At 68.3% G+C, this 13,755-nt stretch carries 12 protein-coding genes; 1 reads left to right on the forward strand and 11 read right to left on the reverse strand.

The window, feature by feature from the left end; genetic code table 11:
- Positions 1-100: 100 nt before the first annotated feature.
- Positions 101-3,319: an isoleucine--tRNA ligase gene (ileS, locus tag AFER_RS06235; protein WP_015798630.1), complete on the forward strand. Its 3,219-nt coding sequence runs from the start codon at positions 101-103 to the stop codon at positions 3,317-3,319.
- A 173-nt stretch (positions 3,320-3,492) separates the two neighbouring features.
- On the opposite strand, the gene AFER_RS06240 is transcribed toward ileS, so the two are convergent.
- The 11 genes from AFER_RS06240 to AFER_RS06290 form a co-directional block, all read right to left on the reverse strand.
- Positions 3,493-5,118 carry an APC family permease gene (locus AFER_RS06240; RefSeq protein WP_015798631.1) on the reverse strand — a complete coding sequence of 542 codons (1,626 nt, stop codon included), beginning with the start codon at positions 5,116-5,118 and terminating at the stop codon, positions 3,493-3,495.
- Positions 5,119-5,389: 271 nt separating this feature from the next.
- Positions 5,390-6,214, reverse strand: coding sequence for an RNA-guided endonuclease InsQ/TnpB family protein (locus AFER_RS12930; RefSeq protein WP_049755371.1), 825 nt, complete (start codon positions 6,212-6,214; stop codon positions 5,390-5,392).
- Between the two features lie 726 nt (positions 6,215-6,940).
- A complete protein-coding gene (ruvB, locus tag AFER_RS06250; RefSeq protein ID WP_015798632.1) occupies positions 6,941-7,996 on the reverse strand; it encodes a Holliday junction branch migration DNA helicase RuvB in 1,056 nt (351 codons plus the stop codon).
- Positions 7,993-8,562 (reverse strand): Holliday junction branch migration protein RuvA, encoded by a 570-nt coding sequence (gene ruvA, locus AFER_RS06255; RefSeq protein ID WP_015798633.1) that lies wholly within the window; start codon positions 8,560-8,562, stop codon positions 7,993-7,995. Before ruvA ends, ruvB begins: the two co-directional genes overlap by 4 nt.
- Complete coding sequence (gene ruvC, locus AFER_RS06260) at positions 8,559-9,053, reverse strand: crossover junction endodeoxyribonuclease RuvC (RefSeq protein WP_015798634.1); 495 nt, start codon at positions 9,051-9,053, stop codon at positions 8,559-8,561. The genes ruvA and ruvC overlap by 4 nt, the downstream gene beginning before the upstream one ends.
- The gene (locus AFER_RS06265; RefSeq protein ID WP_015798635.1) at positions 9,046-9,507 is read right to left on the reverse strand and encodes a peroxiredoxin family protein; all 462 of its coding nucleotides are present in this window, start codon (positions 9,505-9,507) and stop codon (positions 9,046-9,048) included. The genes ruvC and AFER_RS06265 overlap by 8 nt, the downstream gene beginning before the upstream one ends.
- The gene (locus AFER_RS06270) at positions 9,504-10,256 is read right to left on the reverse strand and encodes a YebC/PmpR family DNA-binding transcriptional regulator (protein ID WP_015798636.1); all 753 of its coding nucleotides are present in this window, start codon (positions 10,254-10,256) and stop codon (positions 9,504-9,506) included. Before AFER_RS06270 ends, AFER_RS06265 begins: the two co-directional genes overlap by 4 nt.
- Before the next feature lie 46 nt (positions 10,257-10,302).
- Complete coding sequence (gene pdxT / locus AFER_RS06275) at positions 10,303-10,941, reverse strand: pyridoxal 5'-phosphate synthase glutaminase subunit PdxT (protein ID WP_015798637.1); 639 nt, start codon at positions 10,939-10,941, stop codon at positions 10,303-10,305.
- A gap of 4 nt (positions 10,942-10,945) precedes the next feature.
- Positions 10,946-11,833, reverse strand: a complete 888-nt coding sequence (gene pdxS, locus AFER_RS06280) for a pyridoxal 5'-phosphate synthase lyase subunit PdxS (protein WP_015798638.1) — start codon at positions 11,831-11,833, stop codon at positions 10,946-10,948.
- 70 nt (positions 11,834-11,903) lie between these two features.
- Entirely contained in the window at positions 11,904-12,689 is a 786-nt protein-coding gene (locus tag AFER_RS06285; RefSeq protein WP_015798639.1) for a hypothetical protein, read from the reverse strand.
- Positions 12,686-13,753: a glycosyltransferase family 4 protein gene (locus AFER_RS06290; RefSeq protein WP_015798640.1), complete on the reverse strand. Its 1,068-nt coding sequence runs from the start codon at positions 13,751-13,753 to the stop codon at positions 12,686-12,688. Before AFER_RS06290 ends, AFER_RS06285 begins: the two co-directional genes overlap by 4 nt.
- Between the last annotated feature and the right edge of the window lie 2 nt (positions 13,754-13,755).

The raw sequence follows: 13,755 nt of genomic DNA on the forward strand, positions 1-13,755 counted from the left end.
CGGCCCCGGGCACGCACGAGCTGCTCAATGATAGCTGGCCTCCCCGTCGGCATCGACGCCGACGAAGAAGCGCGGCCCAGCTCAGCGCTAGGCTGGCGCCATGGACGAGGCACCTGAGCCATATCCCGCGCAACCTGCGACCCTTGACCTCCCAGCACTCGAGCACGACGTGCTCGCCTCGTGGGAGCGCGAAGGCACCTTCGCCGCGTCCATCGAGCGCCGTCGCGCCGAGGGGGCGCCAGCCTTCGTGTTCTACGACGGCCCACCGTTCGCGAACGGCCTGCCACACTACGGCCACCTGCTGACCGGCTTCGTCAAGGACGCGGTACCGCGCTACCAGACGATGCGAGGCAAGCTCGTCGAGCGTCGCTTCGGTTGGGATTGCCATGGCCTGCCTGCCGAGATGGCGGTCGAGAAGGAACTCGGCCTCACCAGCCGTGAGGACATCGAGCGCGTCGGCGTGGGTGTCTTCAACGACCACTGCCGAGCCCTCGTCGACCACACCTCGGATGAGTGGGACCGCTACGTCACGCGCCAAGCGCGGTGGGTCGACTTCGAACACGCCTATCGCACCATGGACCTGCCGTTCATGGAGTCCGTGATGTGGGCCTTCAAGCGTCTCTACGACCGCGGACTGATCTACGAGCACTACCGCGTGCTCCCCTACTGCTGGGAGTGCGAGACGCCGCTGTCGAACTTCGAGACGCGCCAGGACGACGCCTATCGCCCGCGTATCGACCCCGCGGTCACCGTGGCCTTCGCCGTCGAGGGCGACCCGAGACTCGCAGGCACGCTCGAGGGCCCACTCTGGGCCCTTGCGTGGACCACCACCCCGTGGACCCTGCCATCGAACCTGGCCCTGGCCGTCAACCCCGCCGAGACCTACGTCCTCGTTCGCTCCCAAGCCAGCGATCAAGACGCCGGACGCACTTACGTCCTCGCGGAAGCGAGGCTCGGGGCCTATGCGGACCGATTTCCCGATGCCGAGGTCCTCGCGCGCGTGGCGGGCCGCGACCTCGTCGGCCGTCGCTTCGCGCCCCTGTTCCCGTTCTTCGCCGACACGCCGGGCGCGTTCGTCATCCTCGGCGCCGACTTCGTCACCCTCGACGAAGGTACCGGCATCGTCCAGCTGGCCCCTGGCTTCGGCGAGGAGGACCAGCAGGTCTGTGAGGCGAACGGGATCCCGGTCGTGGTCCCGGTCGACGACCGTGGCCGCTACACGGCCGAGGTCGAGCCATGGGCAGGGGTCCAGGTCTTCGAGGCCAACCCGGCGATCATCGAGGTCCTCCGCGACCAAGGAGCGCTCATCACCCAGGAGGACTACGAGCACTCCTACCCGCACTGCTGGCGTACCGAGACGCCGCTCATCTACCGTGCCATGAGCTCATGGTTCGTCGCCGTCACGGCGCTCAAGGACCGCCTCCTCGCCGAGAACGAGAGTATCGACTGGGTACCGGCCCACGTGAAGCACGGCGCTTTTGGCAAGTGGCTCGAGGGTGCGCGGGACTGGTCCATCACCCGAAACCGCTACTGGGGTGCTCCGATCCCGGTGTGGCGCAGCGACGACCCCGCCTACCCGCGTATCGACGTCTACGGCTCACTCGATGAACTCGAGCGTGACTTCGGCGTTCGGCCCAGCGATCTCCACCGACCGGCGATCGACGAGCTGGTGCGCCCGAACCCCGACGATCCGACCGGGCGGTCCATGATGCGACGCGTCCCCGACGTCCTCGACTGCTGGTTCGAATCGGGATCGATGCCCTTCGCCCAGCTGCACTATCCGTTCGAGAACAAGGAGCGCTTCGAGGCCAACTTCCCAGCGGACTTCATCGTCGAGTACGTCGGCCAGACGCGAGGGTGGTTCTACACCCTCCACGTCCTCGCCGTCGCCCTCTTCGACCGACCGCCGTTTCGCCACTGCATCGCGCACGGCATCGTCCTTGGCAACGACGGACGCAAGCTGTCGAAGCGACTGCGCAACTACCCGGACCCTTGGGAGGTGTTCGAGGAGATCGGCGCAGACGCCATGCGTTGGTTCCTCCTCTCGTCGCCGATCCTGCGCGGCCAGGAGATGCTGCTCGAGCGCAGCGCCATGGTGGACACGGTGCGCCGGGTCATCAATCCGCTCTGGAACACCTTCAACTTCCTCGTCCTCTACGCTCGCGCCGATCACCTTCGCGGCCAGCGCGTCCACAGCGCGACCCACGTACTCGATCGTTACCTGCTCGCCGCGACCCACGATCTCGTCGTCGAGGTGACCGACGCCATGGATCACTTCGAACTCTCGCGTGCGACGACGGCGGTCGAGCGTCACCTCGATCGCCTCACGAACTGGTACGTCCGGCGCAGCCGCTCGCGCTTCTGGTCGCGGCGCGACGACACCACCGAAGATGCCAAGCGCGAAGCCTACGACACCCTCCATACCGCGCTCGAAACCCTTGCGCTCGTCACGGCGCCACTGCTCCCCATGCTGAGCGAGCACATCTATCGCACGCTCACGAACGAGGCCTCGGTCCACCTCGCCGATTGGCCCAACGCCGAGGCCCTCCCGAGCGACCCGACGCTCGTTGCCCAGATGGAACGCGTGCGCGAGGTCTGCTCACTCGCACACTCGATTCGCAAGGCAGCAGGGCTGCGTGCTCGCCTCCCCCTCCGTCGTCTCACCGTCGTCCTCGCAGATCCCTTCGATCTCGAGCCCTACGTCGAGCTCATCCGGGACGAGGTCAACGTCAAGGAGGTCGTGGTCGAGCCCGCCGCCGAACACCCAGTGACGTGGCAGCTCTCGGTCAACCCGCGCGTCCTCGGACCACGCCTCGGGGCACGGGTCCAAGACGTGATCCGCGCTGCGCGCGAAGGTCGCTTCGACATCAGCGGCGACCGCGTGACGTGCGACGGCGTCGAGCTCGCGCCCGACGAGTTCACCCTGACCCTCGCCACCGACGACCCCAAACGGGTGCGTTCCTTCGCCGACCGCCGCGGCCTCGTGATCCTTGAGACCACGGTCGACGACGAACTCGAGCGCGAGGGCCTTGCGCGCGATCTCATCCGTCTCGTCCAGCAGCATCGCAAGGATCACGGCTACGAGATCGTCGACCGCATCCGCCTCGCGATCGCCCTCGACCGCACGGGCCGGGTCCAGGGTGCGCTTGCCCAGCACGCCAACGAGGTGCTCGGCGAGTGCCTCGCGACCGAACTCATCCTCGACGACGCAGCGGCACTGGATCTTCCCGACCGCTCGCAGGTGACGATCGGCGGCGAGCAGGTGACGATCGCGACCGAACCAGTCCGCGCTCTGACGGAGCCCGACGGCCAGCGCTAGCGACGCAGAGGGGCCCCTCGCGCCAGGGAGTGCACTCGATCGGACTCTTCGAGCGCCACTGATCAACGACGAGTGTGTCGCCCACCCCGCGAGCGAACCCAGAGCGACCACGTCCACGCGAGGCCGCCCCGGCGGGCAGCGACGATCCTCGCTGCCCGCCAGCGACACCACCATCAGTCCGCGACCGGACTCGCTCGCAGCTCGGCCGCGCTCGCGAACGCGTCATGCGTCTCGGCGCTGTCGCGCCCCGACGCCACCGCCCACGCGTAGAACACCAACCCCACCACGATGTCCGCAACGATGTCGTAGGGATAATGGATCAAGCCCTTGTGGTGGTCGAAGGGAGCTCCGAAGCGAGCCGCACCGAAGCAGGCAAGTGCGAGCATGGCGAGCAGGTACACCACGAGCCACGCTCCATGACGCCAGTCGGCGGCCGTGATCTTGGCAACGGGAGCTCCGAGCGCGGCCGCAACGACGTAGACAGCCGCACCCCCCAAGATCCCCACGACGAGCTTCCAGTCGACGCTCCAGCCCGACCAGTAGATGATGAGCGTCCCGCCGATGAACGCGAGCGGCGCGAGGATCTTGTCGCCCGAGAGCCGGAAGGGTCGGTGCGCATCGGGGTGGAAGCGACGGAACACCGAGAGCGACACCGGACCCATGACGTAGGTGAACGCCGTCGCCGACGAGATCACCCCGACCAGACTCTGCCAGCTCGGGAACGGCAGCAAGAAGACGATCGAGAACACGACCGTGATCCCCATGGCCCACACCGGCACGCCGAAGCGCTCCGAGATCCCGGTGAACACCCGTCCGAGGTAACGATTCCGAGCAGACCCAAGCACGACACGCCCACCCGACGAGAGGTAGACGAGTCCGGTTCCTGACGGAGAGAGGACGGCGTCTGCGTAGAGAACGGCCGCAAGCCAACCGAGGCCGATCACGGTCGCAACCTGCGCGAACGGCGATGTGTAGCTGAGGCCTGCCCAGCCCTTGGCGAGGGCGGCGTGCGGTACGGCGGCGATGAAGACCACCTGGACCAGCGTGTAGATGAGGGCACCCAGGAGGATGGCGCTGATGATGGCGCGCGGGACGTCGCGCTGCGGGTTGCGAGCCTCCCCGGCGAGATCGACCGCCTGACGGAAACCCAGCAGCGAGAAGACGATCCCGCCGGACGCGACCGCGATGAACACGCCGGCGCTGCCGTAGGGCAAGAAGCCGTGCGTGGCCGGGGCCGTGTAGTTGCTCCAGTCCTTGGCGACGAACAAGATCGCGAGGATGGTGAGCGTCGGGGTCACGAACTTGAGGAACGTCACGACCGAGTTGATCTTCGCGAACACCTTGACCCCGTAGATGTTGATCGCGAAGAACACGACCAGCAAGATCGCCTCCACGACAAAGTCGAGGCCAGTGTTGTTGGCGAACGCTCGGATGTAGTGCTCTGCGTACTGGACGACCGCCTCGGCCTCGATGGCAGGAACGGCCGCGTATCCGAGGAAGGCGCCCCAACTCATGATGAACCCGACCAGTGACCCGTGGGTGAAGTGCGGGAACCGCGTGATGCCACCCGCCTCGGGCAACATACCCGACAGCTCTGCGTAGACCAGCGCGATGAAGATCACGATCACCGCCGCGATCAGCCACGCCACCACCGCCGCAGGGCCTGCGTAGTTGGCAGCGTACAGCACGCCGAAGAGCCAACCGGATCCGATGATCGCCCCGAGACCGGCGAACGTCAGGTCGATGTAGGACATCTCCCGTCGTAACCGGCCCCGCCCTCCACTGTGGTCGCTCGCCATGCACAACCTCCCCCGTGCGATCGGCAACCTTCGGATCTCGCTCCGAAGGCCGTACGCGGACCTGCCCACGTACGCCGCGAACGCTAGCAGCCGCGATGCCGATGCGGGATACGGAATGCAACGAATTCACGAACCAGCAACGGCCCGATCGTGTCACCGTGTCCTCGCCGCCCAGCGAGCTATCGCGTCGACGCTGCGTGTTCCGCGCACCGCTGGATCGGGAGCAGGTGACTCCACCCCCGCCTGAAGGCGGGGACTTCGGGTGCGCTGTTCACGCACCTGTGGCTCCTACCGCAGGAGGAACCTTGGCGGAAACGCCTGCCGCCGTGCGGCGGCGACTCGGGCCAGAAGCCCTGCCCGCGCTGTCCACCGTGCGCCCCACGGCAATACCACCACCAACGAGGGCGATGGCCCGATCAAGGATGTTCCGTGCGGCCACCGCGTCCGCATGTGCGGTATGACCACACTGCACGCATGCGAACGATCTCCCGCACCCTGGCCTGCTCGCTGGGTCTCGGACCCCGCATGCAGGACAGGTCTGGCTCGTGCCTGCCGGTGGCACCGCCACGAGCAGGGAGCCGTACTTCGGGCACTTGTAGTCCAGTTGCCGACGCCGCTCGCCAGGAGCTATGTCCAAGATGGACCGGTTGAGTCCGGCTTTCTGACGGACTCTGGTGCCGGGAGCCTCGACCGTGCCCCTGGCCGAGCTCGTCATGTGCTTCACCCGCAAGTCCTCGATGGCGACGAGGCTGTGGTTCTTGGCCAAGTCGCTCGTGAGCTTGTGGGTGAAGTCCTGGCGTCTCCGGGCTTGGCGAGCCCGGAGACGTGCGATCTCACGGATCGTCCGACGGAGTCGGTTCGAGTACCGGCCTCCGTTGTGACGCTTCGCGTAGGTGAGCTGGCGAGCCTTACGCCGTTCCAGGCCACGGAGCCGACGCTCTTCGCCTGGGGTGAGCGTCGGGGGCATGATCCTCGGGGCAGACTCGCCAGCGACGTAGGCGGCGCAGGCAATACCGAAGTCCACGCCCACCGTGGGTCCGTCGTTCACGGGCGCGCGGTGGGTCGTGGCGAGGACGGTGAAGTTCACCTGCCACACGCCACCGAGCAGCGGAACGTGGCCGAGGCAAGCTCACCATCGAGTGAGCGCGAGCGTCGGAACCGGACCCACCCCAGCTTGGGGAGGCGCACTTCGGACCATTTTCGGTTGAGGTGGCGGATCTGGAGATCGGAGGCCGAGGGCCGGAAGCGGAGTTGGCCGCGCCTCTCGAAGGCTGGCTTACGGGCGCGTCCTTGCCACCAGTTCTGGTGTGCCCGATCCACGTCACGAAGTGCTTGTTGGAGAAGGTGTGCCGGTGGCTCGGCCACCCACTCGACGCACGAGCGCAGTTCAGCCAGCTCGTGACATTGTTCGCGGTACGTCACCTGCGCCCTCGCTCTTGACCACGCCAGTTGCCGATGCTCGATGGCGAGGTTGTGAATGGCACGGCGAGTATGTGCCCAGGTGGTCATTCTGGCTGCCTGGTGCGGGCTCGGGGAGAGCCGGTAGCTCCGACCGACGTACTCGCCCACGTCACCAACGCTCGTCAGCGTCATACCTGCAAGGAGGGGCTGTTCGAGGTAGTGCCCTACGTCGAGTAACAGCGCCGACCAGCATGAGAGCGCCGCTTACCTCCCGCCTCGAGGCGGGAGTCCGCGCGGCGCGTTGTGGTCGCCGTCACTGCCTCGGCGATGGACTCGGTCCGAGGCGAGCGGTCGCTCGAGCGGCGAGCTGACGGTGGCGCGACCTCGCGGCCCTGGACCCCCGGGTGAGGGCACCGACGCGTCACTCGAGACGGCCGCTGGATGCCTCGACGGGTGCATCGAGACCGAGGTGCACGTATGCCCGGGGCGTTGGCATTCGGCCCCTCGGCGTGCGCACGATGAGGCCACGCTGGATGAGGAACGGCTCGTAGACCTCCTCGAGCGTGCCCGCGTTCTCCCGCACCGCAACGGCGAGCGTCGAAAGTCCGACGGGACGCCCAGGGAACTGGACGCACAGCACCCGCAAGATCTCGAGGTCCACGCGATCGAGGCCGAGGACGTCGACGCCGAAGAGGTCCAAGGCCTCGAGCGCGAGCTCACGGTCGATCGCACCGTCGCCGCGCACCTCGGCGTAGTCCCGGACCCGACGCAGCAGCCGATTCGCAAGCCTCGGCGTGCCCCGCGATCGACGAGCGATCTCGAGCGCCGCGTCCGGCTCGATCGGCACCGAGAGGGTGCGCGCCGCACGTTCGACCACCGCAACGAGCTCGTCGTCACCGTAGTAGTCGAGCCGATAGTGGTAGCCAAAGCGATCGCGCAGCGGCGCCGAGATGAGCCCGACGCGTGTCGTCGCGCCGACCAGCGTGAAGCGCGGCACGTCGAGTCGCACCGAGCGAGCACCCGGCCCCTTGCCGAGCACGAGATCGACCCGGAAATCCTCCATGGCGCCATAGAGCAGCTCCTCGACGGCCCGGGGGAGTCGGTGGATCTCGTCGATGAAGAGCACTTCACCACCGTGGAGGTCGGCGAGCAACGAGGCGAGATCACCGATCCGCTGGAGCGCGGGGCCCGAGGTCACGCGCACACCGGTGCCGAGCTCGCGCGCGATGATGAAGGCCAACGAGGTCTTGCCGAGCCCGGGAGGGCCGGCGAACAGCAGGTGATCGGGCGTCTCACCCCGACCACGTGCGGCCTCGAGCAGCACCTCCAACTGTGCCTTGAGCTCCCGTTGGCCGATGAAGTCGGCGAGACGCTCCGGCCGAAGGCTCTGCTCGAGCGCCCGTTCGAGCGGATCGAGCGCGATGGCGTCCGATCCGGCTGCGCGGCGTCCTCCGGCCCACTCGCGACGCGGACTCATCGAGCCAGCTCCTTGAGCGCCCAGCGCACCTGGGCCTCGAAGTCAAGGTCGCCGGGGCACCGCCGCACGACGGCGTCGATCTCGCCTGGCCGGAATCCGAGTTCGCCGAGCGCAGCCCGCAGCGCGGACACCTCCTGGCTCATGGGCACTCCCGTCACGGGCGCGAGGCGCTTCGCGGTCGGCGCAAGCTCGAGGACGACCCGCTTGGCCGTCTTCGGTCCGACGCCGGCGATCGCGGTGAGCCGCCCGAGGTCCTCCGTGGCGATGGCGGTCCAGAGCTCGTCACCCTCGATCCCGCCGAGGATGCCGAGTGCGAGCTGCGGGCCGACCCCACTCACCCCGATGAGCGCATCGAACGCCTCTCGCTCCGCCTGGCTCGCGAAGCCGTAGAGGGCAATGGCGTCCGCCCGCACGATCGTGCGTATCCAGAGCTCGCACTCATCATCGCGGCGGAGCAGCGTCGCCCACGGAGCAGTCACGTGCACTTCATAGCCGACGCCAGCGACATCGATCACGACCGGTGAGCGCCCGGCGCTCGCCACGCGGCCGTGGAGCCACCCGATCATCGCTCCCACCGCCGCTGCGCGAGCCGCGTATAGGCGATCGCCATGGCGTCGGCGACATCGGGCGGCTGCGGCGGCTCGTCGAGACCGAGGAGCCGCACGACGGTCCGCTGAACCTGCTCCTTGGCCGCCGACCCGCCGCTGGTCGCCGCGTTCTTGACCGTGTTCGGGGAGATGTCGTAGGCCACCACCCCACGCCGCCAGAGCGCGAGACGAACGACCCCGACGACCTCGGACACCGGGAGCGCCGAGGAGACGTTGCGCGTGAAGGCAAGACGCTCGATCGCCGCCTCCGTCGGATCGAAATCGTCGAGCACGCTCTCGAACCCCTCGGCGATCTCGTGCAACCGACTGGCACGGCATGCCCGTGCCGCCGTCGTCACGAGACCCGCGCCCACGAGACGTAGGGTATCTCCGGTCGCCTCGATCACCGCATACCCCAGGCGTGCGAGACCCGGATCGACGCCGAGGATGCGTAGCCTCGCCTCAGGCACCGACGGCCTCGCGAACCGCCTCGAGCAGCTCATCGGAGGGACGGAACGTGAGTCCAGCCCGCGCGATGTGCAGGTAGATCACCCGCTGGTCGCGATCGAGCACGAAGACGCTCCGCCGATAGAAGCCGAGCGGACCGAGCACGCCATAGGACCGGGCCACCTCACGATCGGTGTCGGCGAGCAGCGGAAAGGCGATCCCACGTCGCTGGACGAAGCTCTCGTGTGAATCGAGACCTTGCGGCGAGATCCCCCACATCACGGCACCGAGCGCGCGAAAGTCATCGATGGAGGCTGAGTAGGCGCGCAGCTGGGCCGAGCACACCGGCGAGAAGTCCTCGGGGTAGAACGCGAGCACGACCGGCGTCCCGCGTTGCGCTCGCAGGTCGTAGCGCTGTCCACCGGTGCCGGGGAGCACGAACGGCGGCGCTTCGTCCCCGAGCCTCACCTGGCTCACTCGGCCACGAACTCCTCGAGGAGCGACTCGGGCATGTCGAAGTTCGCCGTGACTTCTTGGACGTCGTCGAGGTCCTCGAGCGCCTCGACGAGCCTGAGGACCCGACGGGCCTCCTGGGGGTCCTCGACCGGGACGGTGGTCTGCGGGACCAACTCCACCTCGGCGCTCTCCACCGCGAACCCAGCGGCTTCGAGCGCATCACGGACGGCACCGAGATCCGACGCCGCGACGGTCACGAGCCACGCATCGCCGTCGTCGGTGAGGTCTTCTGCCCCCGCGGCGAGTGCCGCTTGGAACAACTCGTCCTCGTCAGCGTCGCGCGAGAGACGAATCTGTCCGAGACGCTGGAACTGCCACGACACGGCACCGGGCTCTGCGAGCGAGCCGCCGTTGCGCGAGAAGGCTGCCCGGACGTCGGCACCGGTTCGGTTGCGGTTGTCCGTCAGGCACGACACGATGATCGCCACACCACCTGGGGCGTAACCCTCATAGTTGACCTGCTCGTAGCGAGCACCTTCAAGCTCACCAGTGCCGCGCTTGATGGCGCGCTCGATCGTCGCCTGGGGTACCGAGGCGTCTCGCGCCTTCTGCACCATGGTACGCAGCGTCGCGTTCGCCGAGGTGTCGCCTCCTCCTTCACGGGCAGCCACCTCGATCTGGCGAATTAGCTTGGCGAACAGCTTGCCGCGCGCCTTGTCGACGGCGCCCTTCTTGTGCTTGATCGTCGCCCACTTGGAGTGGCCGGACATGGTCCTCCTTGCTACCCATACGTGCCCGTCACCGGGCAAGCAGAGCTTACTCGTGCCGCACGAGGTGTCTTGAGATGTCCTCGCGGCGTGCGCCACCCCGCGCGAAGGCGAGGACATGGAGCCGTGCATCACCGAGCAACTCAGGGTGGAACGAGGTCGCCACGACGTTCCCCTGTCGCACGACGACCGGCACGGTTCGCTCGGATCCATCGGCGAACTGGTAGGCCACCTGGGCGACCACGTCCACCGAGGATCCCACACGCGTCACGACGGGCGCACGAATGAACACGGCCCGCATCGGGCCGCCGTCGACACCCACGACGGTGAGATCCGCCTCGAAGGAGCGCACCTGGCGCCCGAACCCGTTCCGTCGCACGTCAACGTCGAGCACCCCGAACGACCATTGGTCGGGGCGCCCTCCCTCGATGCCACGAGCAAGCAAGATGAGTCCCGCGCAGGTGCCCAGCGCTGGCATGCCCTCGGCGAGCGCCGCCGCCAACGGCTCACGCAACGCGGCCGCCTCGATCAGCAAGGCCTGCGTCGTCGACTCGCCCCCGGGCAACACGATCCCGTCGACAGCGGCGAGGTCGGCGAGACCCTTGACGGGGCGAGCTGCGAGGCCCGCAGCGGCGAGAGCTGCGAGGTGCGCGTCTGCGTCGCCTTGGAGCGCGAGCACCCCGATCATCGGCTCACCAACCGCGCTCGGCGAGTCGCTCGTCGATCTGATCGAGACCGAGGCCGACCATCGGCTCACCGAGGTTGCGCGACACCGCGAGCACCACGTCGGGCTCGTTGTAGTGCGTGGTCGCCTCCACGATGGCACGTGCCCGCTTGGCGGGATCACCGCTCTTGAAGATGCCCGAGCCCACGAAGTTCGCCTCGGCGCCGAGCTGCATCGTGAGCGCCGCGTCGGCTGGGGTCGCAATACCTCCCGCGCAGAACAGCGGCACAGGGAGCTTGCCTCCGAGCGCATGGACCTCAGCGACGAGTTCGTAGGGAGCGCCGAGTCGCTTGGCCCATCCAAAGAGCTCCTCCGGGCGCGCCTGGGCGATGGCTCGCAGGTCCCGCGTGATGGAGCGCAGGTGTCGGACCGCCTCCACGACGTTGCCGGTACCCGCCTCACCCTTCGACCGGATCATCGCCGCACCCTCAGCGATACGACGCAGCGCCTCCCCGAGGTTGGTCGCGCCACAGACGAACGGGACCTCGAAGGCCCACTTGTCGACGTGGAACTCCTCATCGGCTGGCGTGAGCACCTCACTCTCGTCGATGTAGTCGACCTCGAGAGCCTCGAGCAGCTGAGCCTCGGCAAAGTGCCCGATGCGAACCTTGGCCATCACCGGGATAGTCACGGCGTCCTTGATCTGCTCGATCAGGGCGGGGTCGCTCATGCGTGCGACGCCGCCATCACGACGGATATCCGCAGGAACGCGCTCGAGCGCCATGACCGCGACCGCACCCGCATCCTCGGCGATCTTCGCCTGCTCCGCGTTGACCACGTCCATGATGACGCCGCCCTTGAGCATCTCGGCGAGTCCCCGCTTGACTCGTGCCGTGCCGACTTCGTACTGGGTCATGGCTCCTCCCTTCGAACCTGGCCGCTCCTTGTGTACCAGAGTCTAGGAGGGCCGTGTACCACACACTCGCTCAGACGTCGATCGGTCGACGTCGGGTCGCCCACGGCTCGTCCTCGATGGCGTCTGCGCGCGCCAGGAGTTCGTCAGCGTTCATCCCCGTCGCCGCCCATGCCCACCACACGAGCCCGGCCGTCTCGCCCGTCGGCTCCTCCGCGAGGCGGCGCAAGAGCCGTGCGACGACCGGAGGGTACCGAGTAACTGCACACGCGACCAGGTCGAGCTCCCACGCGAGCGCGCTCATCCACGGGCGGCGCCGACCGCCACCGAGGATCCGATCGATCCCCATCGCGAGCGACAACGGCCCGAGCAATCCAAGCCTCCACGCGGCGAGCGTGCGGACCACTAGCGCCTCGAGTTCGAACGACGACGCGAGCCGTACCGCCCCGGCGGTCAGCACGACGAGCGGCTCCCCGCGACGGCCACGGACCAAGGCTGCGTTCACGGCGTCGCCCTCGATCACCGCAACCTCGGTGGCTCCGAGCCCGAGCAGCGGCTCGACCCCCTCGACGATCGAGGCGAGCCGCGCCTCGTCGGATCGGCTGAGCGCGGCTCGCCTCCCTCGGGGCTTCCGGGGCACCATGGCGACGACCAACACCACAGCGGCCACGATGATGACGGCCACCACCCCACCGAGGGCAGCGGCCATGGCGGTGAGCCCTAGGAGCGCTCCCACGACGCCCACCACGACACCGGCACCGATCGCAACCGCGGCAAGACGCGCGAGAGCCCCCGTGAGCACCACTCGACGCCGCAACGGCCGCCGCACACCCCACAGCTCGATACCACCCGTGTTCACGTCACCGACCCCTCTCGACTGACCCGCTCGACGAGCTCGAGGTAGCGACGAGCAATCGAGCCGATGTCATGGGCGTGTGCGCGCTCGTAGCCTCGTGCGACGAGCACACGCCGACGATCGCGATCTCCCACTATCGAGCGTATTGCGCCGGCGAGCGCCGATGGATCGTTTGGCTCGACGAGCACCCCTGCATCGGCGACGACCGGCCGGTAGCCCTCGATTGCACTCGCGACCACCACCGCTCCCCGCGCCATCGCCTCGAGGAGCACCACACCGAACGACTCGCCGCCAAGCGACGGCGCGACGAGGACCTCGGCCTCCCGGTAGGCACGATCGAGCGTCGCGTCGTCGACGCGGCCCCGCCACGTCAACCACCCCGGCCAGCGCTCGGCAGCTCGACGGACGAGCGGGGCGAGCGGGCCGTCGCCAACGATCACGACCGACGACACCGAGTCCACCAGCATCGGCAGGGCCGCGAGCAAGACCCGAATCCCCTTGCGCTCCTCGAGGCGCCCGACGAACGCGACGGAGCCGGGCCTGCGTGCCTGATCATCCGGCACCGCTTCGGGCACGCTGAGCCCGTTCGGGATGATCTCGATCGGGCCGGGGGCCCATGCGCGAGCAACCATCGCTGCCGATGGCGAGACCGCCGTCGCGACGCGTATTCCCCGCGCCCCCACGCGACCAACACCTGCGAGCAGAGCCCTGCCAACCCCACGCGGCATCCCTGCGCGGTGCCCGGTCGCGATGACAGGGATGCTCGCCCGACGGGCGAGGGCGATGGTCATCGGTCCGACCAGGGGCACGAGCGGCTCGTGGAGGTGCACGACCGTCGCGCCTCGCATCGCTCGCGACAGCGACCGGACCATGCGCAGATCCCAGCCGATCGGGGCACGGGACCCGTTGGCAGGGACCCGAACCGACCGGCCGAGACCGCCCTGCCCAGGTCCGACCAGATCCACCGACACCCCCAGCTGCGAGAGGGCGCGCGTGAGCGCCGCGGCTTGGCGCTGCACGCCTCCGGGAACGTCGAGGTCGTAGGGGCACACCTCGAGGACTCTCACGA

Origin of the sequence: Acidimicrobium ferrooxidans DSM 10331 (assembly GCF_000023265.1) — a bacterium.
Lineage (GTDB): Bacteria > Actinomycetota > Acidimicrobiia > Acidimicrobiales > Acidimicrobiaceae > Acidimicrobium > Acidimicrobium ferrooxidans.